Source organism: Streptomyces sp. NPDC048504, from assembly GCF_043200035.1.
In the GTDB taxonomy this organism is placed as follows: domain Bacteria; phylum Actinomycetota; class Actinomycetes; order Streptomycetales; family Streptomycetaceae; genus Streptomyces.
The window spans coordinates 280766-303538 of sequence record NZ_JBICXA010000003.1 but is presented as its reverse complement, the minus strand read 5'-3'; the positions used below and the strand labels follow the sequence as shown (position 1 = coordinate 303538).

At 70.9% G+C, this 22773-nt stretch carries 20 protein-coding genes; 13 read left to right on the top strand and 7 right to left on the bottom strand.

Annotation, left to right across the window (positions count from 1 at the left end):
• Positions 1 to 40 precede the first annotated feature (40 nt).
• From ACGFY9_RS09120 to lgt, 10 genes are all read left to right on the top strand, one after another.
• A complete protein-coding gene (locus ACGFY9_RS09120; protein ID WP_393753087.1) occupies positions 41 to 685 on the top strand; it encodes a TIGR02234 family membrane protein in 645 nt (214 codons plus the stop codon).
• The gene (locus ACGFY9_RS09115; protein WP_393753086.1) at positions 682 to 846 is read left to right on the top strand and encodes a hypothetical protein; all 165 of its coding nucleotides are present in this window, start codon (positions 682 to 684) and stop codon (positions 844 to 846) included. Before ACGFY9_RS09120 ends, ACGFY9_RS09115 begins: the two co-directional genes overlap by 4 nt.
• 47 nt (positions 847 to 893) lie before the next feature.
• Positions 894 to 1142, top strand: a complete 249-nt coding sequence (locus tag ACGFY9_RS09110; protein WP_033284522.1) for an HGxxPAAW family protein — start codon at positions 894 to 896, stop codon at positions 1140 to 1142.
• Between the two features lie 104 nt (positions 1143 to 1246).
• The gene (locus tag ACGFY9_RS09105) at positions 1247 to 1702 is read left to right on the top strand and encodes a DUF2752 domain-containing protein (protein WP_393753085.1); all 456 of its coding nucleotides are present in this window, start codon (positions 1247 to 1249) and stop codon (positions 1700 to 1702) included.
• 126 nt (positions 1703 to 1828) lie between these two features.
• The gene (gene trpC / locus ACGFY9_RS09100) at positions 1829 to 2638 is read left to right on the top strand and encodes an indole-3-glycerol phosphate synthase TrpC (RefSeq protein ID WP_393753084.1); all 810 of its coding nucleotides are present in this window, start codon (positions 1829 to 1831) and stop codon (positions 2636 to 2638) included.
• 22 nt (positions 2639 to 2660) lie between these two features.
• Positions 2661 to 2828, top strand: coding sequence for a tryptophan biosynthesis modulator TrpM (trpM, locus tag ACGFY9_RS09095; RefSeq protein WP_106971753.1), 168 nt, complete (start codon positions 2661 to 2663; stop codon positions 2826 to 2828).
• 105 nt (positions 2829 to 2933) lie between these two features.
• Positions 2934 to 4217, top strand: coding sequence for a tryptophan synthase subunit beta (gene trpB, locus ACGFY9_RS09090; protein ID WP_393753083.1), 1284 nt, complete (start codon positions 2934 to 2936; stop codon positions 4215 to 4217).
• Positions 4214 to 5029, top strand: coding sequence for a tryptophan synthase subunit alpha (gene trpA / locus ACGFY9_RS09085; protein WP_393753082.1), 816 nt, complete (start codon positions 4214 to 4216; stop codon positions 5027 to 5029). The genes trpB and trpA overlap by 4 nt, the downstream gene beginning before the upstream one ends.
• 112 nt (positions 5030 to 5141) lie before the next feature.
• Positions 5142 to 5921 (top strand): DsbA family protein, encoded by a 780-nt coding sequence (locus tag ACGFY9_RS09080; RefSeq protein WP_393753081.1) that lies wholly within the window; start codon positions 5142 to 5144, stop codon positions 5919 to 5921.
• A 103-nt stretch (positions 5922 to 6024) separates the two neighbouring features.
• The gene (lgt, locus tag ACGFY9_RS09075; protein ID WP_393753080.1) at positions 6025 to 6987 is read left to right on the top strand and encodes a prolipoprotein diacylglyceryl transferase; all 963 of its coding nucleotides are present in this window, start codon (positions 6025 to 6027) and stop codon (positions 6985 to 6987) included.
• A 57-nt stretch (positions 6988 to 7044) separates the two neighbouring features.
• Here the strand turns inward: lgt and ACGFY9_RS09070 are convergent, their stop codons facing one another.
• The 7 genes from ACGFY9_RS09070 to ACGFY9_RS09040 form a co-directional block, all read right to left on the bottom strand.
• Positions 7045 to 7857 (bottom strand): HpcH/HpaI aldolase/citrate lyase family protein, encoded by an 813-nt coding sequence (locus ACGFY9_RS09070; protein WP_393753079.1) that lies wholly within the window; start codon positions 7855 to 7857, stop codon positions 7045 to 7047.
• Complete coding sequence (locus tag ACGFY9_RS09065; RefSeq protein ID WP_393753078.1) at positions 7854 to 9056, bottom strand: CaiB/BaiF CoA transferase family protein; 1203 nt, start codon at positions 9054 to 9056, stop codon at positions 7854 to 7856. The genes ACGFY9_RS09070 and ACGFY9_RS09065 overlap by 4 nt, the downstream gene beginning before the upstream one ends.
• Entirely contained in the window at positions 9053 to 9946 is an 894-nt protein-coding gene (gene rbsK / locus ACGFY9_RS09060; RefSeq protein ID WP_393753077.1) for a ribokinase, read from the bottom strand. The genes ACGFY9_RS09065 and rbsK overlap by 4 nt, the downstream gene beginning before the upstream one ends.
• Positions 9943 to 11298, bottom strand: a complete 1356-nt coding sequence (locus ACGFY9_RS09055) for an ADP-ribosylglycohydrolase family protein (protein WP_393753076.1) — start codon at positions 11296 to 11298, stop codon at positions 9943 to 9945. Before ACGFY9_RS09055 ends, rbsK begins: the two co-directional genes overlap by 4 nt.
• Positions 11286 to 12452 (bottom strand): ADP-ribosylglycohydrolase family protein, encoded by a 1167-nt coding sequence (locus ACGFY9_RS09050; RefSeq protein ID WP_393753075.1) that lies wholly within the window; start codon positions 12450 to 12452, stop codon positions 11286 to 11288. The genes ACGFY9_RS09055 and ACGFY9_RS09050 overlap by 13 nt, the downstream gene beginning before the upstream one ends.
• Before the next feature lie 8 nt (positions 12453 to 12460).
• A complete protein-coding gene (locus tag ACGFY9_RS09045; protein WP_393753377.1) occupies positions 12461 to 13741 on the bottom strand; it encodes an ADP-ribosylglycohydrolase family protein in 1281 nt (426 codons plus the stop codon).
• Positions 13742 to 14163: 422 nt separating this feature from the next.
• The gene (locus ACGFY9_RS09040) at positions 14164 to 15255 is read right to left on the bottom strand and encodes an ADP-ribosylglycohydrolase family protein (RefSeq protein ID WP_393753074.1); all 1092 of its coding nucleotides are present in this window, start codon (positions 15253 to 15255) and stop codon (positions 14164 to 14166) included.
• A gap of 314 nt (positions 15256 to 15569) precedes the next feature.
• Here ACGFY9_RS09040 and ACGFY9_RS09035 point away from each other — a divergent pair, with 314 nt between their 5' ends.
• The 3 genes from ACGFY9_RS09035 to ACGFY9_RS09025 all read left to right on the top strand — a co-directional run bounded on the left by ACGFY9_RS09035 (position 15570) and on the right by ACGFY9_RS09025 (position 22718).
• Positions 15570 to 16301, top strand: a complete 732-nt coding sequence (locus tag ACGFY9_RS09035) for a VIT1/CCC1 transporter family protein (protein ID WP_393753073.1) — start codon at positions 15570 to 15572, stop codon at positions 16299 to 16301.
• A 365-nt stretch (positions 16302 to 16666) separates the two neighbouring features.
• A complete protein-coding gene (gene gltB, locus ACGFY9_RS09030) occupies positions 16667 to 21262 on the top strand; it encodes a glutamate synthase large subunit (RefSeq protein ID WP_393753072.1) in 4596 nt (1531 codons plus the stop codon).
• Complete coding sequence (locus tag ACGFY9_RS09025; protein ID WP_393753071.1) at positions 21255 to 22718, top strand: glutamate synthase subunit beta; 1464 nt, start codon at positions 21255 to 21257, stop codon at positions 22716 to 22718. The genes gltB and ACGFY9_RS09025 overlap by 8 nt, the downstream gene beginning before the upstream one ends.
• Positions 22719 to 22773 lie beyond the last annotated feature (55 nt).

Genomic DNA, 22773 nt, shown 5'->3' with positions numbered 1-22773 from the left:
ATGAACCCCGGGTGACGGTTCGCCCGGGGTTGGAGCGATAGTGGACCACGTGACTGCTGCTGTTCCTCACCCCCGTTCCGAAGGCGAAGGCCCCGCCGCGCGCGCCGGCCGCCGCAGCCTCGCCGTGGCCCTGCTGAGCGGTGCGCTCGGCGCGGCCGTGGCGCTGCTGGCCACCCGTCAGCGCTGGTCGATGGGGACCGCGACGGTGGCCGGCGACGCGTTCCCGCTCTCCGCCAAGGGCAGCGACGTCACGGGTGTGCCCGCGGCGCTCGCCATAGTGGGCCTCGCCGCGCTCGTCGCCGTCTTCGCCGTCCGCAGGACGGGCCGCTTCGCGGTCTCCGCCCTCCTCGCGCTCTCCGGCGCGGGCATCGTCGCCGCGGCCCTCCTCGGCGCCACCGACAGCTCCGCGCTCGACGACAAGGCCGCGCAGGCCTCCGGCGACACCTCGTCGGTCGTCCACGCCTTCGACCACACGGCCTGGCCGTACGTCGCCGCGGTCGGCGGCGGGCTGATCCTGCTGGCCGGCCTGCTCGCCCTGCTCTACGGCCGCCGCTGGCCCGCGATGTCGGGCCGCTACGAACGCAACGGCGCGCCTCGCCCCCGGCGGGCTCCTGTGGTGGACCCCGATCGCCCCGAGGACATCTGGAAGGCCCTTGACCGCGGCGAGGATCCCACCGGCGCGTGAGCGCTCCGCTGGGAGAGCAGGCGATGCGCCGGGCCGTCGGTTGGCTGCGGCGCCGTCGTGGCTGGGCGCGCAGTTCCCCGCGCCCCTTCGGGGCGCTCCTGAACCGCGCCGCGCGCGGGGCCACCCCGGAGCACCGCATCCGCACGCGTGCGGAACAATGAACCGCGAGCGTCTGCTCACACACGTACACAGCAACGAGGAGCACGTCATGGCGGGCAACAGCCACGGTCACACTTTGGCCGCCTGGACCGGTACCACCATCATCTTCATCGGGTTCCTGGTCGCGGGCGCCTTCATGGTGATGGCGCAGCCGGCCGGCTTCTGGGCCGGAATGGGGATCACGGTCGTCGGCGGCATCGTCGGCTGGGTCATGAGCGCGATGGGAATGGGCATGCCCAAGGACCGTCCCCAGGACCTGACCGAGCTGCTCGGCAAGACGGCGCACGCCGACAGCTGAGACGTGGCTGTCAGCCACCACTTCGTGGAGGGGCGGCCCTGGTGCACCGGCACCGGGGGCCGCCCCTCACGCGCGCGTGCCGCACGAGAGGGCCAGGGGGCACAATGCGAGACGTGAACGCCGACAGCCAGAGCATGCCGCAGACGCGCGCCCCCGCTTCCGCCTCCGTGCTGAACCGCGTCGCCGTGCCCGCGGCCGTCCTCGCGACCGTCGCCGGAGCCTTCGCCTACGTCGGCGCGGTCGACCCGAACCAGCCGGGCCACTACCCCGTCTGCCCCCTGTACCGCTTCACCGGCCTGTACTGCCCCGGCTGCGGCGGTCTGCGCAGCGCGCACGAGTTCATCCACGGGGACTTCCTGGCGGCGCTCCAGGACAACGCGATCGCCGTGGTGGGCTATCTGGCCTTCACGGTCGTATGGACCGTCTGGGTGGTCCGTGCGGCGCGCGGCCGGCCCGCGCGGATCGAACTCGGCAGGGTCCAGCTGTGGGGTCTGGGCGCGTTGGTGCTGGTCTTCACGGTTGTCCGGAACCTGCCGTTCGGTGGCTGGCTACATCCTTGATCAACCGGCACATGTCCAGGTAGTGGGACCGGCGTCAACCGGATGCGAGGCCTACGCCTTCCTCCGGATACCATCGAGGTCAGATGTGACCATGGCTTTTCCACCGTCCGGAAGGGGGCCGCTCGCGTGAGTGTGCTCGACGAGATCATCGACGGAGTCCGTGCCGACCTGGCGGAACGGCAGGCGCGCGTCAGCCTCGACGAGCTCAAGGAGCGCGCGGCGAAGGCTCCCGCGGCCAAGGACGGGGTCGCCGCACTGCGCGGCGACGGCGTCAAGGTCATCTGCGAGGTCAAGCGTTCCAGCCCCTCCAAGGGCGCGCTGGCCGCGATCGCCAACCCGGCGGGCCTCGCCGCGGACTACGAGGCGGGCGGCGCCGCCGTCATCTCCGTCCTCACCGAACAGCGCCGCTTCGGCGGCTCGCTGGCCGACCTGGAGGCCGTCCGCGCCCGCGTGGACATCCCGGTCCTCCGCAAGGACTTCATCGTCACGTCGTACCAGCTCTGGGAGGCCCGGGCCTACGGCGCCGACCTCGCCCTGCTGATCGTCGCGGCCCTGGACCAGCCGGCCCTGGAGTCCCTCATCGAGCGCGCCGAGTCGATCGGCCTCACCCCGATCGTCGAGGTCCACGACGAGGACGAGGTCGACCGCGCGGTCGACGCCGGCGCCAAGATCATCGGCGTCAACGCCCGCAACCTCAAGACCCTTGAGGTCGACCGCGGTACCTTCGAGCGCGTCGCCCCCGAGATCCCCGCACACATCGTCAAGATCGCCGAATCCGGCGTCCGCGGCCCCCACGACCTCATCGCCTACGCCAACGCCGGCGCCGACGCGGTCCTGGTCGGCGAGTCCCTGGTCACCGGCCGCGACCCCAAGTCGGCGGTCTCGGACCTGGTGGCAGCGGGAGAGCACCCCGCACTGCGCCACGGCCGCAGCTGATCACCCGCTAGGCTGAGCCCCGATGACACTCACCCTGACCCCCATGGACCGGCACGCCCGCCTCGCGCGCGGCTGCCGTCCGAGGGGTTGCCGCGCCCCGGCACGCAGGGTGCACGGGCGCAGGGTCCGTTACGTCATCGGTGACGAACCTGGGCAGGTAAACGGCCGTCGATGGCAGCGCGCCCCATAGGGGCGCGGGGAACTGCGCGACCAGCCACATCCGGCCGGCACTCAACAGATAATCCCTGCCCCCACGGCGATTAGGCATTTCCCAAACTCACCGTGAGGTTTCCGCATGCCCAGCGAGTTCTTCATCCCAGACCCCGACGGCCAAATCCCCAGCGCCGAGGGCTACTTCGGCGCGTTCGGCGGCAAGTTCATCCCGGAGGCCCTCGTCGCCGCCGTGGACGAGGTAGCCGTCGAGTACGACAAGGCCAAGCACGACCCCGAGTTCGCCCGCGAGTTGGACGACCTCCTCCTCAACTACACCGGCAGGCCGAGCGCGTTCACCGAGGTACCCCGCTTCGCCGCGGAAGCGGGGGGCGCGAGGGTCTTCCTCAAGCGTGAGGACCTGAACCACACCGGTTCGCACAAGATCAACAACGTCCTCGGCCAGGCCCTGCTCACCAAGCGCATGGGCAAGACCAGGGTCATCGCGGAGACCGGCGCCGGTCAGCACGGTGTCGCGACCGCCACCGCCTGCGCGCTGTTCGGCCTCGAATGCACCATCTACATGGGCGAGATCGACACCCGGCGCCAGGCGCTGAACGTGGCCCGGATGCGCATGCTCGGTGCCGAGGTCATCGCCGTGAAGTCCGGCAGCCGCACGCTCAAGGACGCGATCAACGAGGCGTTCCGCGACTGGGTCGCCAACGTCGACCGTACGCACTACCTCTTCGGTACGGTCGCGGGCCCGCACCCCTTCCCGGCCATGGTCCGCGACTTCCACCGCGTGATCGGCGTCGAGGCCCGCCGCCAGATCCTGGAGCGCGCAGGACGCCTGCCCGACGCGGCCATCGCGTGCGTCGGCGGCGGTTCGAACGCCATCGGCCTCTTCCACGCCTTCATCCCGGACGCGGACGTACGCCTCATCGGCTGCGAGCCCGCCGGACACGGCGTCGAGACGGGTGAGCACGCGGCCACGCTCACCGCGGGTGAGCCCGGCATCCTGCACGGTTCGCGGTCCTACGTCCTCCAGGACGAGGAGGGCCAGATCACCGAGCCGTACTCGATCTCGGCCGGTCTCGACTACCCGGGCATCGGCCCCGAGCACTCCTACCTCAAGGACAGTGGCCGCGGCGAGTACCGCGCGGTCACCGACGACGCCGCCATGCAGGCCCTGCGCCTGCTGTCGCGCACCGAGGGGATCATCCCGGCGATTGAGAGCGCCCACGCCTTGGCGGGTGCGCTGGAGGTCGGCAGGGAGCTGGGCAAGGACGGGCTGATCGTCGTCAACCTGTCCGGGCGCGGCGACAAGGACATGGACACGGCCGCGCGGTACTTCGGTCTGTACGACACCGATGCCGAGGTCGCGGCGAACACCGCCGACGTCGCGGAGATCGAGGGGGACGCCAAGTGAGCGGCAACATCCGGCTGTTGAGCGACACCCTCGCCGCCGCGAAGGCCGAGGGACGGGCCGCGCTCATCGCCTATCTCCCGGCCGGTTTCCCGACCGTGGACGGCGGCATCGAGGCGATCAAGGCGGCCTTCGACGGCGGCGCGGACATCGTCGAGGTGGGTCTGCCGCACAGCGACCCCGTCCTCGACGGTCCCGTCATCCAGACCGCCGACGACATCGCCCTGCGCGGCGGCGTCAAGATCGCGGACGTCATGCGCACGGTCCGCGAGGCCCACGCGGCGACCGGCAAGCCCGTACTCGTCATGACGTACTGGAACCCGATCGACCGCTACGGAGTCGAGCGCTTCACCGCCGAACTGGCCGAGGCGGGCGGCGCCGGGTGCATCCTGCCCGACCTGCCCGTGCAGGAGGCGGGGCTGTGGAGGGAGCACGCGGAGAAGCACGGGCTCGCCACGGTCTTCGTGGTCGCGCCCAGCAGCAAGGACGCCCGCCTCGCCGAGATCACCAAGGTCGGCACCGGCTTCGTCTACGCCGCCTCCCTGATGGGCGTCACCGGCACCCGCGCGTCCGTGGGCGCGCAGGCGCAGGAGCTCGTCGAGCGCACCCGGGCCACCACCGACACGCCCGTGTGTGTCGGGCTCGGTGTCTCGAACGCCCAGCAGGCCGCCGAGGTGGCCCGCTTCGCGGACGGCGTGATCGTCGGCTCCGCCTTCGTCAAGGGGATGCTGGACGCGCCGGACGACGCGGCCGGGGTCGAGGCGGTCCGCGTGCTCGCGGGCGAGCTGGCGAAGGGCGTGCGCGGAGAGGCGTAACAGAAAGCCGGGCGTCACGGAGCAACCGGCATAACAGAACAACTGGTCCCTCGTATGGGTGGACCTGGGACCGGGGAGGCGCGCTGCGCCTCCCCGGTTCGTTCTGCGGGGTGTGAGCGAGAAGAACCGTGACGGAAAGCGCACCGCCCGCGAGCGGCTGGCGGTCGAGCGTGAGAAGCAGAAGTCCGCGGAGAGGCGGCGGCGCACGCTGATCGTGGCCGCGAGCGTCGTCTGCGTGCTGGGTCTGGCGACGGTGGTCGGCGTCCTCGCCGCGAACCACGGCAAGGACGACAGCGGCAGCGGCAAGGCGGGCCCGGTCGTGGCGCCCTCCGGGGCGACCGGCAAGGACAGCCTGGCGATCCAGGTCGGCGAGGACAGTGCCAAGCCGACGCTCACGGTGTGGGAGGACTTCCGCTGCCCGGCCTGCCAGGCCTTCGAGACGGCGTACCGCTCGACCCTCCACGAGCTGACCGACTCCGGGCAGCTCAAGGTGCAGTACCACCTGGTCACGATCATCGACGGCAACCTCGGCGGCACCGGCTCCAAGCGCGCGGCCAACGCGGCGGCCTGCGCCCAGGACGCCGGAAAGTTCCGCGACTTCCACGACGTGCTGTACGAGAACCAGCCCAAGGAGACGGACGACGCCTTCTCCAGCAACGCCAAGCTGATCGAGCTGGCGGGCAAGGTGAAGGGTCTCGACACGCCCGCCTTCCAGAAGTGCGTCAACAGCGGTACGCACGACAGCTGGGTCACCAAGTCCGCCGCCGCGTTCCAGGCCGGCGGATTCACCGGCACCCCGACCGTCCTCTTCGACGGCAAGAACATCTACGCGGACCAGACGATGACCCCGGCGAAGCTGAAGCAGCTGGTCCAGGCGGCCAACAAGGGGTGACGAGGGGTAAGCGGGCGGGTCGGTTTTCACACCGGCCCGTTATGGAGCCGTAGCCGGGCCGCTTGCCGAGGTCACGGTCCGGCACGGTAGCGTCGACCCTGCCATGGAACTTGCCTACATTCCCAGCCCGTCGCGCGGGGTCATCCACCTCGGCCCCATTCCGCTGCGCGGTTACGCGTTCTGCATCATCATCGGCGTCTTCGTCGCCGTCTGGCTCGGCAACAAACGCTGGGTCGCCCGCGGCGGCAAGGTCGGGACGGTGGCCGACATCGCTGTCTGGGCCGTGCCGTTCGGCCTCGTCGGCGGTCGCCTCTACCACGTGATCACGGACTACGAGCTGTACTTCAGCGAGGGCCGCGACTGGGTGGACGCCTTCAAGGTGTGGCAGGGCGGCCTCGGCATCTGGGGCGCGATCGCGCTCGGCGCGGTGGGCGCGTGGATCGGCTGCCGCCGCCGTGGCATCCCGCTGCCGGCCTGGGCCGACGCGCTGGCCCCCGGCATCGCCTTCGCCCAGGCCATCGGCCGCTGGGGCAACTGGTTCAACCAGGAGCTGTACGGCCGCGAGACGCACCTCCCCTGGGCGCTGCACATCACGTCCTCGACGGACGGCCGCGTCCCCGGCTACTACCACCCGACGTTCCTGTACGAGTCGCTGTGGTGCATCGGTGTCGGCTTCCTCGTCATCTGGGCCGACCGCCGCTTCAAGCTGGGCCACGGCCGGGCGTTCGCGCTGTACGTCGCCGCGTACTGTGTCGGCCGCGGCTGGATCGAGTACATGCGCGTCGACGACGCCCACCACTTCCTGGGCCTGCGGTTGAACGACTGGACCGCGATGATCGTCTTCCTGCTCGCGGTCCTCTACTTCGTCATCTCGGCGAAGAAGCGCCCGGGCCGCGAAGAGGTCGTCGAACCGGACACGGACACCCCGGCCGATGAGACCGACGGCGACGACAGCACGGCGGCCTCGGAAGAGGAGCCGAAGGAAGACGCGGACGCCGAGGAAGCGGACGCGGCGAACGAAGTGGACCTCAAGAAAGACGAGGCCGAGTCGGCCAAGAAGGGCTGACGGCCGGTTCTACGACGATGAGGGCGCCCTGTGTTTCACGGGGCGCCCTCATCGTGTTCAGGTACGGCGCGCCAACGTGAGTGTTCGCTGCGCCGCCGCCACCACCGCCGCGTCGATGAACTGCCCGCTGGGCAGGGCCTGGGCGCCCTCCTCCCGCATGGCTGCCTTGACGATCGCCTCGGCCTGTTCGATCTCCTCGTTCGTCGGGAGGAACGCGCTCTCGATGACCGGGAGTTGACGGGGGTGGATCGCCGCGCGGCCGAGGAAACCCAGGGCGCGGCCGTGCGCGCAGGAGGCGGCCAGGCCCTCCAGGTCGCGGATGTCCGGGTGGACGGACTGGGGCGGCGGAGTCAGTCCTGCGGCTCGGGCGGCGACGATCACCCGGGAACGGGACCAGTCCAGGCCCGCGTCGTCGCGTACGCCCAGGTCGGCCCGTAGATCCGCCTCGCCGAGCGCGATGCCGTGCACGGAGGAGTGCGCGGAGGCGATGGCGAAGGCCCGTTCGATGCCGAGGGCCGTCTCCAGGAGGGCGTACAGGGGGAGGTCGCGGGCCTTTTCCGCTACGGCTACGACGTCCTCGGCGGACGTGACCTTCGGGAGCCGTAGGCCGGACACGCCCGGGAGGGGTGCGAGGGTGCGGAGGTCGTCGGCCGCCCAGGGGGTGTCCAGGGCGTTCACGCGGACGTGGACGCTGAGCCGGGGCTCCGCGAGAAGCTCCGCCGTGGCCGCGCGGGCGTAGTCCTTGCGGTCCGGGGCGACCGCGTCCTCCAGGTCGACGACGACCACGTCGGCGCCGGCGGCGAGGGCCCTGGCGACGATCGGGGGGCGGTCGCCGGGGACGTAGAGCCAGGTCAGGTGGTGGGGGGTCACAGGGCGCCCGCCTGGCGGAGAGTGGTCAACTCGGTGTCGGTCAGGCCGAGTTCGGTCAGGACCGTGTCCGTGTCGGCGCCGTGGGGGCGGCCGGTCCAGCGGATCGCGCCGGGGGTGGCGGAGAGGCGGAAGAGGACGTTCTGCATGCGGAGAGGGCCGAGTTCGGGGTCGTCGACGGTGGTGATCGTGTCGAGGGCCTGGTACTGCGGGTCCTCCATGACGTCCCGTACGTCCTGGATGGGGGCGACCGCCGCCTCCGCCTTCTCGAAGGCGGCGAGGACTTCGGTGCGGGTGCGTTGCGCGATCCAGTCGCCGACCGCCGCGTCGAGGACGTCGGCGTGCCGGGCCCGGTCCGCGCCCGTCGCGAACCACGGTTCGTCGATCAGTTCGGGGCGGCCGACCAGGCGCATCACGCGCTCGGCGATCGACTGGGCCGAGGTGGAGACGGCGACCCAACTGCCGTCCGCCGTACGGTAGGTGTTGCGCGGGGCGTTGTTCTGGGAGCGGTTGCCGGTGCGCGGCTGGACGTGGCCGAGCTGGTCGTACCAGAGGGGCTGGGGGCCCAGCGCGGTGAGGATCGGTTCGATGATCGCCATGTCGACGACCTGGCCCTCGCCCGTGCGGTCGCGGGCGGCGAGGGCCGTCATCACCGCGTACGCCGTCGCCAGGCCCGCGATCGAGTCGGCGAGGCCGAACGGCGGGAGGGTCGGGGGTGCGTCCGGTTCGCCGGTGATCGCGGCGAAGCCGCTCATCGCCTCGGCGAGGGTGCCGAAGCCGGGGCGGTGGGCGTAGGGCCCGAACTGGCCGAAGGCGGTGACCCGGGCGAGCACCAACTTCGGGTTGGCGGCGGAGAGTTCGGCCCAGCCGAGGTCCCATTTCTCCAGGGTGCCGGGGCGGAAGTTCTCGATGATCACGTCGGCGGTGGCGGCGAGGCGGAGGAGGGTGTCGCGCCCGCCCGGCTTCGACAGGTCGAGGGTGATGGCGCGCTTGTTGCGGCCGAGCAGTTTCCACCACAGGCCGATGCCGTCCTTCGACGGGCCGTGGCCCCGGGACGGGTCGGGCTTGGTCGGGTGCTCGACCTTGATGACCTCGGCGCCGAAGTCGCCGAGCATGGTGGCGGCGAGGGGACCGGCGAAGAGCGTCGCGAGATCGAGAACGCGCAGGCCGGACAGGGGAGTTGTGGTCGTCGTCCCGGTCATGAGGTGTACTGCTTGTCGATCTCCGAGCGGAACGGCATCGACGCCGTCGCGCCGGGCCGCTGCACGGACAGCGCCGCCGCCGCTGCCGCCCAGCCCAGCGCGTCGCGCATCGGGCGGCCCTCGGCGAGCGCCACCGCCAGTGCGCCGACGAAGGTGTCGCCCGCGCCGGTCGAGTCCACGGCGGTCACTCGGGGCGCGGGGACGGTGAACAGGTCGGCGCCCCGGGCCGCGTACAGGCTGCCCGCCGCGCCCAGGGTGACGATCACCTCGGGCACCTGGTCGAGCAGGGACGCCGCCGCCTCGCGCGGGTCGGTGCGGCCGGTGAGGGCGGTGGCCTCGTGCTCGTTGGGGACCAACAGGTCTACGACGGTGAGGAGTTCGGGGGGCAGCGGTTGGGCGGGGGAGGGCGTGAGGATCGTACGGATGCCGTGGCGGCGGGCCGCTTCCGCGCCCGCGATCACCGCGGCGAGGGGGATCTCCAGTTGGAGGAGCAGGGCGTCGGCCGTGGCGATCGTGGCCTCGTCGCCGGGGGCGAGGTGGTCGACGGTGCCGTTGGCGGCGGGGATCACGACGATCGCGTTGCCGCCCTCGTCGTCCACGACGATGTGGGCGGTGCCGGACGGGCCCTCGACGGTGCGGAGGTGGTCGGTGTCGACACCGGAGTGCTCGAAGGCGGACCGGAGTTGAGCGCCGTAGACGTCATTGCCGACCGCGCTGATGATGGTGACGTCGGCGCCCGAATGGGCCGCGGCGATAGCCTGGTTGGCGCCCTTGCCGCCGGGGATCGTGCGGAACTCCCGTCCCGTCACGGTCTCTCCGCGCTGCGGGGCCTTCGCGACGTAGGCGACGAGGTCCATGTTCGTGCTGCCGAGCACGGCGATGTGGGTCATGGGCGGGCGGTCTCCTGATGGGTGAGCCGGGCGAGGGTGTCGAAGCCGATGCCGTTGAAGTCGCCTACGGAGGTGGCGAGTCGGTTCTTGAGGGGGTTCGTCCAGCGGTCGGGGAGAGCGGTGTCCGAGAGGAGGGCGGCGATGCTGCCGACCGTCGCGCCGTTGGAGTCGGTGTCCCAACCCCCGGACACCGCACGGCAGATGGAGCCGGTGAAGTCGCCGTCCGCGTGGGTGAGGGCGGCGGCGATCAGGGCGGTGTTGGGGATCGCGTGGACCCAGTGGTGGGTTCCGCTGTAGGTAGCGTGGAGTTGGTCCACCACCTCGTCGAAGCCCCGGTGTTTCCGGGCCAGTTGGAGGGCGTGCCGGATCGCCTTGGCCAGGCGGGAGCCGGGCGGGACGACCGTCAGGCCGGTGCGCAGGCAGGTGTGGATGTCGTGGGTGCCGGTGGTCGCGGTGGCGATGGTGGCCGCCGTGAACATCGCCGCGTAGACGCCGTTCGCGGTGTGGGTCAACGTGGCGTCGCGGTGGGCCTGTTCGGCAGCGGCGGCGGGGTTTCCGGGGTTGGTCCAGCCGTGCACGTCGGCGCGGATCAGGGCGCCGATCCACTCGCGGAACGGGTTGCGGTGGCGGGCCGTTCGCGGGGGTTCCAGGCCGGTGAGGAGGTTGCGGTAGGCGATGCGTTCGGCGGTGAAGGTGCGGCCTGCGGGGAGTTCGTCGAGCCAGAGCTTCGCCACGTCGGCGGTGGTGAAGTCCTTGCCGTGGCGCTGCAGCAACAGGAGGTTCAACAGGGGGTAGTTGAGGTCGTCGTCCTCGGGCATGCCGTCGATGTTCTCGGCGAGGGAGGTGGGGGCGGAGCGGCGGTTCCAGGGGTGGGTGGCGAGGAGATCGGTGGGGACGCCTCGGGCGGTGAAGTAGGTGTTCAGGGGCCAGTTGCCGGTGGCACGGGCGAGTTGGCGGATGCCGTCGAGGGGGAGCTTCTCGACCGGTTTGCCGAGGAGGCAGCCGACGGCCCGGCCCAGCCAGGCGGCCTCGAAGAGGGCCGGGCGGGGTGGGGAAGTGGCTTGTGGGGTGGGCCAGTTGGGGCAGAGGGCTTTGATCCGTGTCAGGTCGGTGGGCTCCTGGTCCGCCAACCGGCTGGGCAGGTCGGCCAGTTCGTCCAGCAGGTCCTCGGCGAGCAACCGGAGATAGCGGGTGGGGGGTCGGTCCGACGCGCCCGCCCGTTCCGGTGCCTCCGTCCCGCCCGCCGCCCGCCATCGTGCCGCGATCGCCGACGGTTCGCGCCCGTCCTGGGCGGCCTGGCGCAGCTCGTGGCCGAGCAGGTCCTCCGGCTGGACCCAGGTCAGTCGGAGCACTTCAGCCCTCCGATCTCGGTGAACGCCGCCTCGTGGGCCCGGCGTCGGAGGACGTCGCGTTCGAAGAGCTCGCGGGTGACGGTGGTGAGGGTCGCCGCCGGTTCCCAGAGATCCAGGCGGCTGGCCTCGGCGACCGTCTTCGACCAGTCCTGCGGGACCGTGGAGCCGAGGGCGCCGGCCACCGCGCCGGCCATCGTCGCGATCGAGTCGCAGTCCCGGCCGTAGTTCACCGAACCCAGCACCGCGTGGCGGTAGTCGCCGCCGGAGACCACCAACATGCCGAGCGCGACGGGGAGTTCCTCGATCGCCTTGGTGCGGGAGGGGCGGCGGGCGTCCAGGGACGGGGCGCGGTAGTCGGGGCCCACCGTGTCGTACGGTGCGACCGCCTCCCGCAGGGGGACCAGCGCCGACTCGAAGTCCGAGTAACGGGCGGCCACTTCGCAGACCTGCTCGATGGCGGTGCGGGTGCCGTCCTTCGCCAGGGCGAGGCAGGCGGCCACGACCGAGTCGGGGGTCGCGCCCGGTACGCAGGCCGCGGCCACCGCCGCCGCGAAGACACCGGCTGCCTCTCGGCCGTACGACGACTGGTGGGCGCCCGCGATGTCGAGGGCCTCGGCGTAAGCGCCCGCCGGATGGGCCGCGTTGACCAGGCCGACCGGGGCCATGTACATCGCGGCACCGCAGTTGACGATGTTGCCGACGCCGGCTTCGCGGGGGTCGACGTGGCCGTAGTGGAGGCGGGCCGCGAGCCATTTCTCCGCGAGGAAGACGCGTTGGAGGGGGATGGCTTCCGCCTCCAACTCCGGGATCCAGCGCGGGTTCTGCATCAGGTCCGGGACGAGGTGGTCGGCGACGGAGTAGGCGTCGAGGTGGTCGCGGACCCGGGCGTAGACCCGTACGAGAGCGTGGGTCATCAAGGTGTCGTCGGTGACGTGGCCGTCGCCCTTGTGATACGGGGCGATGGGGCGGGCCGTGCGCCAGGCCTCGCCGTTCCAGGGGCCGACGATGCCGTGGACGCGGCCGGCGTGGCGTTCGAGGATCTGGTCGGGGGAGTAGCCCTCGACGGGGCCGCCGAGGGCGTCGCCGACGGCGGCACCCACGAGGGCTCCGGTGATCCTCTCTTCGAGGCTGGTTTCTGGTTCTTTGGGCGTCATGCCCTGAATCATCCTCTTGGGAGGGCCGGTTGTGTGGCTTCCAGGAGTTCGGCGAGTTCTACGAGGTCCGTGCCGGTGAGGCGGGGGAGGGCGCAGCCGGAGAGGGTGCGGCAGGCGTCCCGCCAGGTTGCGGGGATCGCCTGGCCACCGCTGAGTGCTCCGGTGAGGGCGCCTGCCAGGGCCGGGGCCGAGTCCGCGACCCGGGAGAGGCAGGCTGCGGCGGGGACCGCTTCCGCGATACGGCCGCGGGCGGCTGTCGCCAACGCGAGGGCTACCGGGACGGTTTCGGCGGCCGCGATTCCGTAGCTGTAGACGTGGTCGACGATCTGGTGTTCCAAGAGGGGGATCAGGGCGAAGGCGTTGTCGCTGTCCTGGGCCAACTTCAGTGCGTGGCGGGCGTTACGGCCGATCTCCGTGGCTTCCGGGAGTTCGGCCAGGGCGGCTGCCACGCATTCGTCTACGGCCGCGCCGACCAGGGCGAGGGAGAGGGCCGCGGCCATCGCTCTGGCGCCGTGGACTCCGTCGCCGTCCTGGGTGTAGTGGGCGTCGAACTCGGCGAGGGCGGCGGCGCGTTGGGGGTCGCCGGGGTGCGCCACGGCCAGTACGCAGGCTCTTACGCAGGCCGCGTCGTCGAAGTAGTGGGGGTTGTCGTGGCCGGTGGCGGGTGGGCGGAGGCCGGCTGCGAGGTTGCCCAGGCCGGCCCGTACCGAGATGCGGGCGCGGAGGGGGAGTACGGCGGATTCGACCTCCGGGGCGCGGTCCGCTGCGGCGGCGACCTCGCTGGCGATGGCGTTCCAGGTGAGGTCGATCGCGGCGCGGGTGCGGCGCTCGCGGCTCAGGTCGCCGAGGACTGTGTCGTCGCCGGCTCTCAGTACGGCTTCCGCGGCGAACGCTGCCCATTCGGCGTCGTCGGAGGGGCCCAGGCGTAGGGGCTCGGGGGGTTGGTTCAGGGCGATGGGGACGGGGAGGGTGGTGGTCGCGTTCTGTTCGGCGAAGGTGTCCAGCTCGCGGGTGAGGCGGCGGGTCCACTCGGGCATGCGGGCAGCGCGGTGCCTCGCGGCGGGCCAACCGGCGGCATCCCCTGCGGCGAGTCCTAGCAGCAGCCCCTCGATCCGGCGGGCCTCGTGAACGGCCTCGGCTTCGCCATCGGCCTTTGTGCTCCCATCCGCACCGCCCGTACAACTTTCGTCGTCGGGTGCGGGTGGCCCCTGTGGGGCGGACTCGCCGTCGGCGGCTGCGGGTGGTTCGTGTGGGGCGGGTTCGCCTTCGGCGTCTGCGGGTTGGAGCAGCTCGGGACGGGCGTCGGAGGTGGGTGGCTCTTGCGGGGCGGGTTCGCCTTCGGTGGCCGTGGGTTGGAGCAGGTTGGGGTGGAGGTGAGGGCTGGAGGCTGGTGGTTCTTGTGGGGCGGGTTCGCCATTGGCGTCTGCGGGTTGGAGCAGGTTGGGACGGGAGCTGGAGGTGGGCGGCTCTTGCGGGGCGGACTCGCCGTCGGCGGAAGCGAGTTGGAGCGGCTCGGGGCGGAGACGGCGGTCGGGTGTGGGTGGCCCCTGCGGGGCGTGTTCGCCGTTCGCGGCTGCTGGCTGGAGCGGCTCCGGGTGGAGTGGGGCGTTGGTTGCGGGTAGCCCCTGCCCGGCGGACTCGCCGGCAGTGACCGCAGGTTCAATCCGTTGCGCCTTCGGCGCCGGCCCATTGCCCTCGCTCTCCTCGCGCCTCACAGCTGCACCTCGTCCTCATCCGCAGCCAGCACGTACTCCCGTTGCTCCCGTTGATCGAGTCGGACCACGCCCCCCGTGCCCCACTTCCCGCCCTCCCCCGGAACCAGCAACTCGGCGATGTCCAGCACATGGTGGCCGGCCATCGCCGGCAGGCAGCTCCCTCTCGCCGGGCCGATCGCCGACGCCCAGTCGGGCGGGATCGAGGACGCGCCCCGGGTCGCGCCTGCCAGGGCGCCCGCCACCGCGGCCGTCGTATCCGCGTCCCGTCCCATGTTCACCGCGGTGAGGACCGACTCCGTGAAGTCGCCGTCCGCTGCGGCGTATGCGCCGAAGGCGAGGGCCACCGCCTCGGGGGCCAGGTCGGTCCAGGGGTAGCCGCCGATGACGACCGCGGAGCGGACCGCTCGTTCGCCTCGGTGGGCCACCGCCACCGCTCGGCGGAGGGAGCGGGCGGTCCAGGAGTCGTCGGGGACTACTGCCAGGGCTGATGCCACTACCGCGATCGTCGGCGCTCCCGCCATCGCCGCCGCCACGCCCGCCGCCACCGCCTGGCCGCCGTAGATGCCCTCGCCGTCGTGGCTCACCGAACCGTCGATCGCGACGAGACGGGCCGCTTCCGCCGGGCGGCCCGCCGCGAAGACGCCGAAGGGGGCCGCGCGCATGGCCAGGCCGTCGCTCCAGGCGTGGCGGTGTTGTGCCGAGATGGGGGCTGCCAGGCCTCGGCGGAGGTTCTCCAGGGTGCCGCGTTCGCTGAAACCCGCTCCCCGGAACGGGCCCTCGTCGCGGTCCGCGATCCACTCGTGCCAGGCCGCCTCCACGTGGGTCGGTGTGAGGGCCGAGCCGTGGCGGGCCAGGAGGAGGCCGGAGAAGATCGCGTACTCCGTGTCGTCCGTGCCGGCCGGGTTCTCCGCGACGTAGCCCGTGATGCGGCCCCAACGGGCGCGGATCTCCGAGGGCTTCATGTTTTCCGCCGGTGCGCCGAGGGCGTCTCCCACCGCGAGGCCGAGCAGCGCGCCGCGCGCCCGTTCGCGGAGTTCGGTGGCGTTCTTGGGCGCCGGGACCGGGGGAATGCAGGCGATCGATGCCATGGGCGGCCTCTCCTACGGGGTTCCCTCAGGGCGCCTCAGGGCGCGGAACCCTTTGCGGATGTCTCCCACGGGAGGCCTTCGGCAGAGCCTGACGGAGTGCGGCGTCACCCGGTCGACATCTGATCGGCCACTATCACGTATGAGCGTTCGAGGATAAAGGTGCAGGTTAGCCCAGCCTTTCCTTGCTGGAGGGCGGGAAATGAAAGGCGTATGTTCAGTGTTGTCGAAGAGTAGAACTTGTCTAAAGTTAGCCTCACCTTAGCTACCTGTCAGCTTTCCGTCAGCTGACTCTCAGCCTCCTGGGGGATCACCGCATGGCCATCATCGAGACCGAAGCGACGCTCCACGAGGCGCACCGCGACAACCACACCCACCGTGATGTGAACGGCGGTTGGCTGCGCCCCGCGGTGTTCGGGGCGATGGACGGTCTCGTCTCCAACCTCGCTCTGATGACCGGTGTCGTCGGTGGTGCCGTCAGTCATCAGACCGTCGTCATCACCGGGCTGGCCGGGCTCGCCGCCGGTGCCTTCTCCATGGCGGCCGGTGAGTACACCTCCGTGGCCTCCCAGCGCGAGCTGGTCGAGGCCGAGCTGGAGGTCGAGCGCCGTGAGCTGCGCAAGCACCCGGAGGATGAGGAAGGGGAGCTTGCCTCCCTGTATGTGTCCCGTGGGGTCGAGCCTGCGCTTGCCCGTGAAGTTGCCCGGCAGCTTTCGCGCGATCCCGAGCAGGCTCTGGAGATACATGCCCGGGAGGAGCTCGGGATCGACCCCGGGGATCTGCCTTCCCCGCTCGTCGCCGCCGTGTCGTCCTTCGGGGCGTTCGCGCTGGGCGCGCTGCTTCCCGTACTGCCGTTCCTGCTCGGGGCGACCGCGCTCTGGCCGGCGCTGCTGCTCGCGCTCGTCGGGTTGTTCGGGTGTGGCGCGGTGGTGGCCCGGGTGACCGCGCGGACCTGGTGGTTCAGCGGGCTGCGGCAGCTCGCGCTGGGCGGTGCGGCGGCCGGTGTGACGTACGCCCTGGGCACCTTGTTCGGAACGGTCGTAGGATAGCCCGACGCGCACTTATGCGTTGAGTCGCATAAGTAGCCGTTACTCGCTGGTTTCGAACGCTTAACCACTGGGCATGAGCCGTAAGCGCTGTGGGCAATGACGCCCGCGGCGCACCCGCGGGATGGGCTACGACGCTCCCTCTGCCATGGACCGACGGACATCGATCTGTCCGTTTTGGTCCCCTTCACCTCCACCGCTTGTGCGGTGCCGCGCCGCGACCCCACGGCGTCCGCATGTTGGAACGGAGTATCCGGTTCCCGAGAACCGTTCCATCATGTAACCTGCACGAAATTTTGCGCTTACCCGCAGAGGGCCAACGTCGTCCCTATGCCCATGCATATGCCACGACGACGACGGGAGAGCCGATGCGTACGCCGCGCCAGCCGTCCCAGCACACCGCGAATGGCCAGAACTGGTCCTTCATGGATGCTCGCCCTGCCGCACAGGGTATGTACGACCCCCGCAACGAGCACGACGCCTGTGGCGTCGGCTTCGTGGCCACCCTCACCGGCGAGGCGAGCCACGCGCTGGTCGAGCAGGCGCTCACCGTGCTGCGCAACCTGGAGCACCGCGGTGCGACCGGTGCCGAGCCCGACTCCGGCGACGGCGCGGGCATCCTGTCCCAGGTGCCGGACGCCTTCTTCCGCGAGGTGGCCGGATTCGACCTCCCCGCCGCCGGTGGATACGCGGTCGGCATCGCCTTCCTGCCCGAGGACGGCGCCGACGCGATCGTCTCGCAGGTTGAGACGATCGCCGTAGAAGAAGGCCTCACGGTTCTCGGGTGGCGTGAGGTTCCGACCGCGCCCGAACTCCTTGGTGCCACGGCCCGCTCCACCATGCCGCTGTTCCGTCAGCTCTTCGTGAGCGACGGGCAGACCCAGGGCATCGACCTCGACCGCAAGGCCTTCGCGCTGCGCAAGCGCGCCGAGCGTGAGGCCGGCGTCTACTTCCCGTCGCTGTCCGCGCGGACCATCGTCTACAAGGGCATGCTCACCACGGGTCAGCTGGAGCCCTTCTTCCCGGACCTGTCCGACCGGCGCTTCGCCTCCGCGATCTCGCTCGTGCACTCCCGGTTCTCCACGAACACGTTCCCGTCGTGGCCGCTCGCCCACCCGTACCGCTTCGTCGCGCACAACGGCGAGATCAACACGGTCAAGGGCAACCGCAACTGGATGGCGGCCCGCGAGTCCCAGATCGCCTCCGACCTGTTCGGCGACCAGGACAAGATCGACCGGATCTTCCCGATCTGTACGCCCGAGGCCTCCGACTCCGCGTCCTTCGACGAGGTGCTGGAGCTGCTCCACCTCGGTGGCCGGTCGCTGCCGCACTCGGTGCTGATGATGATTCCGGAGGCGTGGGAGAACCACGACTCCATGGACCCGGCCCGCCGCGCCTTCTACCAGTTCCACGCCACGATGATGGAACCCTGGGACGGCCCGGCCTGTGTCACCTTCACCGACGGCACCCAGGTCGGCGCGGTCCTCGACCGCAACGGCCTGCGCCCCGGCCGCTACTGGGTCACCGACGACGGCCTCGTCGTCCTCGGCTCCGAGGTCGGCGTCCTCGACATCGACCCCGCGAAGGTCGTCCGCAAGGGCCGCCTCCAGCCCGGCCGCATGTTCCTCGTGGACACCGCCGAGCACCGCATCATCGAGGACGACGAGATCAAGGCCGGCCTCGCCGCCGAGAAGCCGTACGCCGACTGGCTCGAAGCCGGTGAGATCGAGCTGTCCGACCTGCCCGAGCGTGAGCACATCGTGCACACCCACGCCTCGGTCACCCGCCGCCAGCAGACCTTCGGCTACACCGAGGAGGAGCTGCGCGTCATCCTCGCGCCGATGGCCAAGGCCGGTGCCGAGCCCATTGGTTCGATGGGCACCGACTCGCCGATCGCCGCGCTGTCCTCGCGGCCGCGCCTGCTCTTCGACTACTTCACCCAGCTGTTCGCGCAGGTCACCAACCCGCCGCTGGACGCGATCAGGGAAGAGCTCGTGACCTCCCTGCGCTCGTCCCTCGGCCCGGCGAGCAACCTGCTGGAGCCGACCGCCGCTTCCTGTCGTAGCGTCACCCTGCCCTTCCCGGTGATCGACAACGACGAGCTGGCCAAGCTCATCCACATCAACGCCGACGGCGACATGCCCGGCATGAAGGCCGCGACCCTGTCCGGTCTGTACCGGGTCTCCGGCGGCGGCGACACCCTCGCCGCCCGCCTCGCCGAGATCTGCACCGAGGCCGACGCGGCCATCGAGAACGGCGCCCGGCTGATCGTTCTCTCGGACCGGCACTCCGACGCCGAGCACGCGCCGATCCCCTCGCTGCTGCTCACCGCCGCCGTCCACCACCACCTCATCCGCACCAAGCAGCGCACCCAGGTGGGCCTGCTGGTGGAGGCCGGTGACGTCCGCGAGGTCCACCACGTCGCCCTGCTCATCGGCTTCGGCGCCGCGGCCGTCAACCCGTACCTGGCGATGGAGTCCGTCGAGGACCTCGTCCGCGCGGGCACGTTCCTCACCGACATCGAGGCCGAGCAGGCCATCCGCAACCTGATCTACGCGCTCGGCAAGGGCGTCCTCAAGGTCATGTCCAAGATGGGCATCTCGACCGTCGCCTCCTACCGGGGCGCCCAGGTCTTCGAAGCGGTCGGCCTCGACGAGCAGTTCGTCAACGCCTACTTCAGCGGTACGGCCACCAAGATCGGCGGCGTCGGCATCGACGTCATCGCCCAGGAGGTCGCCGCCCGCCACGCGAAGGCGTACCCGGCGAGCGGCATCGCGCCCGCGCACCGCGCCCTCGACATAGGCGGCGAGTACCAGTGGCGCCGCGAGGGCGAGCCGCACCTGTTCGACCCGGAGACGGTCTTCCGCCTCCAGCACTCGACGCGCACCAACCGCTACGACATCTTCAAGAAGTACACGGACCGCGTGAACGAGCAGTCCGAGCGGCTGATGACCCTGCGCGGCCTCTTCGGCTTCAAGTCGGACCGGCCCTCGATCTCCATCGACGAGGTCGAACCGGTCAGCGAGATCGTCAAGCGCTTCTCCACCGGCGCCATGTCGTACGGCTCCATCTCCCTGGAGGCGCACGAGACCCTCGCCATCGCCATGAACCAGCTGGGCGGCAAGTCCAACACCGGTGAGGGCGGCGAGGACGCGGACCGGCTCTACGACCCGGCCCGGCGCAGCGCCATCAAGCAGGTCGCCTCCGGCCGCTTCGGCGTGACCTCCGAGTACCTGGTCAACGCGGACGACATCCAGATCAAGATGGCCCAGGGCGCCAAGCCCGGCGAGGGCGGCCAGCTGCCCGGCCACAAGGTCTACCCCTGGGTCGCGAAGACCCGGCACAGCACCCCCGGTGTCGGGCTCATCTCGCCGCCGCCGCACCACGACATCTACTCCATCGAGGACCTCGCCCAGCTGATCCACGACCTGAAGAACGCGAACCCGCAGGCGCGGATTCACGTCAAGCTGGTCTCGGAGGTCGGCGTCGGCACGGTCGCCGCCGGTGTGTCGAAGGCGCACGCGGACGTCGTCCTCATCTCCGGCCACGACGGCGGTACGGGCGCCTCCCCGCTCACCTCACTCAAGCACGCCGGTGGACCTTGGGAGTTGGGCCTCGCCGAGACCCAACAGACCTTGCTGCTCAACGGACTTCGCGACCGGATCGTCGTCCAGACCGACGGCCAGCTCAAGACCGGCCGTGACGTCGTCATCGCCGCGCTGCTCGGCGCCGAGGAGTTCGGTTTCGCGACCGCGCCGCTCGTCGTCTCCGGCTGCGTCATGATGCGCGTCTGCCACCTCGACACCTGCCCGGTCGGCATCGCCACCCAGAACCCGGTGCTGCGCGACCGGTTCGCGGGCAAGGCCGAATACGTCGTGAACTTCTTCCAGTTCATCGCCGAAGAGGTCCGCGAGATCCTCGCCGAGCTGGGCTTCCGCACCATCGAGGAGGCTGTCGGCCAGGCCGGCACGCTCGACGTCGAGCGCGCGGTGGACCACTGGAAGGCGCAGGGCCTCGACCTGGCCCCCCTCTTCTACGTCCCCGAACTCCCGGACGGCGCAGGCCTCCACCAGGTCATCAAGCAGGACCACGGCCTGGAGAAGGCGCTCGACAACGAGCTGATCAAGCTCGCCGCCGACGCCCTCGCCGCGTCCAGCGCCACCGACGCCCAGCCGGTCCGCGCCCAGGTCGCGATCCGCAACATCAACCGCACGGTCGGCACCATGCTCGGCCACGAGGTGACGAAGAAGTTCGGCGGGGCCGGTCTGCCTGACGACACCATCGACATCACCTTCACCGGCAGCGCGGGCCAGTCCTTCGGCGCCTTCCTCCCGCGCGGTGTCACGCTGCGCCTGGAGGGCGACGCCAACGACTATGTGGGCAAGGGCCTTTCGGGCGGCCGGGTCATCGTCCGTCCCGACCGGGGCGCCGACCACCTCGCCGAGTTCTCCACCATCGCGGGCAACACCATCGCCTACGGCGCGACCGGCGGCGAGCTGTTCCTGCGCGGGCGGACCGGTGAGCGGTTCTGTGTCCGAAACTCCGGTGCCACGGTGGTCTCCGAGGGCGTGGGCGATCACGGCTGCGAGTACATGACCGGCGGCCGGGCGGTCGTCCTGGGCGAGACCGGCCGTAACTTCGCGGCCGGCATGTCCGGCGGCATCGCCTACGTCATCGACCTGAACCCCGACAACGTCAACGTCGGGAACGCGGGCGCCGTCGAGGAGTTGGACGACACCGACAAGCTGTGGCTGCACGACGTGGTGCGCCGGCACGCCGAGGAGACCGGTTCCACGGTCGCCGAGAAGCTGCTCGCCGAGTGGGCCGTGTCCGTGGACCGCTTCAGCAAGATCATCCCCAGCGCATACAAGGCAGTGCTCGCCGCCAAGGACGCCGCCGAGCGAGCGGGTCTCTCCGAGACCGAGATCACCGAGAAGATGATGGAGGCGGCGATCAATGGCTGACCCGAAGGGCTTTCTGAACCACGGGCGCGAGGTCGCCAAGTCCCGCCCCGTGGACGTCCGGTTGAAGGACTGGAACGAGGTCTACGTCCCCGGTTCGCTGCTGCCGATCATCGGCAAGCAGGCCAGCCGGTGCATGGACTGCGGCATCCCGTTCTGCCACAACGGCTGTCCGCTGGGGAACCTGATCCCCGAGTGGAACGACTACGCGTACCGCGAGGACTGGACGGCCGCGTCGGAGCGTCTGCACGCGACGAACAACTTCCCCGAGTTCACCGGGCGGTTGTGCCCCGCGCCGTGCGAGGCGGCCTGCGTGCTGGGCATCAACCAGCCGCCGGTCACCATCAAGAACGTCGAGGTCTCCATCATCGACAAGGCGTGGGAGACCGGCGACGTCGCCCCGCAGGCCCCCGAGCGCCTCTCCGGCAAGACCGTCGCGGTCATCGGCTCGGGCCCGGCGGGCCTCGCCGCCGCCCAGCAGCTCACCCGGGCCGGCCACACCGTCGCCGTCTACGAGCGCGCGGACCGCATCGGAGGCCTTCTCCGGTACGGCATCCCCGAGTTCAAGATGGAGAAGCGGCACATCAACCGCCGTATCGAGCAGATGCGCGCGGAGGGCACCCGCTTCCGCACCGGCATCGAGATCGGCGTCGACCTCAAGGCGACCGACCTCCGCAAGCGCTACGACGCGGTCGTCATCGCCGCCGGCTCCACCACCGCCCGTGATCTCCCCGTCCCCGGACGGGAGTTGACCGGCGTCTACCAGGCGATGGAGTACCTGCCCCTCTCGAACAAGGTCCAGGAGGGCGACTACGTCACCGCCCCGATCTCGGCCGAGGGCAAGCACGTCGTCGTCATCGGCGGCGGCGACACCGGCGCCGACTGCGTGGGTACGGCACACCGCCAAGGGGCCGCCTCCGTCACGCAGTTGGAGATCATGCCCCGCCCGGGCGACGAGCGGAACGCGGTCGCGCAGCCCTGGCCGACCTTCCCGATGCTCTACAAGGTGACCTCCGCGCACGAGGAGGGCGGTGAGCGGGTCTACTCCGTCAATACCACCCACTTCGAGGGCGACGAGGACGGCAACGTCCAGTGGCTGCACCTCGTCGAGGTCGAGTTCGTCGAGGGCAAGCTGACCCAGAAGCCCGGCACCGAGCGCAAGATCCCGGCCCAACTGGTCACGCTGGCCATGGGGTTCACCGGCACCGACCGCCAGAACGGCCTCGTCGACCAGTTCGCCCTGGGCCTCGACGAGCGCGGCAACATCGCCCGCGACGCCGACTTCCAGACCAACGTCCCCGGCGTCTTCGTCGCCGGTGACGCGGGCCGCGGCCAGTCCCTCATCGTCTGGGCGATCGCGGAGGGCCGCTCGGCCGCGCGCGGAGTCGACCGTTTCCTGACCGGCGCCAGCGAACTGCCTGCGCCGATCCGGCCGACGGACCGGGCGTTGATGGTCTGAGAGTTCACGGGGCCTGACGGCCCATCAAAAACGTCCCGCACAAAGGCGTGCGGTA

Coding starts and splice junctions, on each gene's coding strand:
- ACGFY9_RS09110 (WP_033284522.1), top strand. CDS start 894: ATGGCGGGCAACAGCCACGGTCACACTTTGGCCGCCTGGACCGGTACC.
- trpB (WP_393753083.1), top strand. CDS start 2,934: ATGCCCAGCGAGTTCTTCATCCCAGACCCCGACGGCCAAATCCCCAGC.
- ACGFY9_RS09050 (WP_393753075.1), bottom strand. CDS start 12,452: ATGACGCCCAAAGAACCAGAAACCAGCCTCGAAGAGAGGATCACCGGA.
- ACGFY9_RS09040 (WP_393753074.1), bottom strand. CDS start 15,255: ATGGCATCGATCGCCTGCATTCCCCCGGTCCCGGCGCCCAAGAACGCC.
- ACGFY9_RS09065 (WP_393753078.1), bottom strand. CDS start 9,056: ATGACCGGGACGACGACCACAACTCCCCTGTCCGGCCTGCGCGTTCTC.
- lgt (WP_393753080.1), top strand. CDS start 6,025: ATGGAACTTGCCTACATTCCCAGCCCGTCGCGCGGGGTCATCCACCTC.
- trpM (WP_106971753.1), top strand. CDS start 2,661: ATGACACTCACCCTGACCCCCATGGACCGGCACGCCCGCCTCGCGCGC.
- ACGFY9_RS09035 (WP_393753073.1), top strand. CDS start 15,570: ATGGCCATCATCGAGACCGAAGCGACGCTCCACGAGGCGCACCGCGAC.
- ACGFY9_RS09025 (WP_393753071.1), top strand. CDS start 21,255: ATGGCTGACCCGAAGGGCTTTCTGAACCACGGGCGCGAGGTCGCCAAG.
- gltB (WP_393753072.1), top strand. CDS start 16,667: ATGCGTACGCCGCGCCAGCCGTCCCAGCACACCGCGAATGGCCAGAAC.
- rbsK (WP_393753077.1), bottom strand. CDS start 9,946: ATGACCCACATCGCCGTGCTCGGCAGCACGAACATGGACCTCGTCGCC.
- ACGFY9_RS09105 (WP_393753085.1), top strand. CDS start 1,247: ATGCGAGACGTGAACGCCGACAGCCAGAGCATGCCGCAGACGCGCGCC.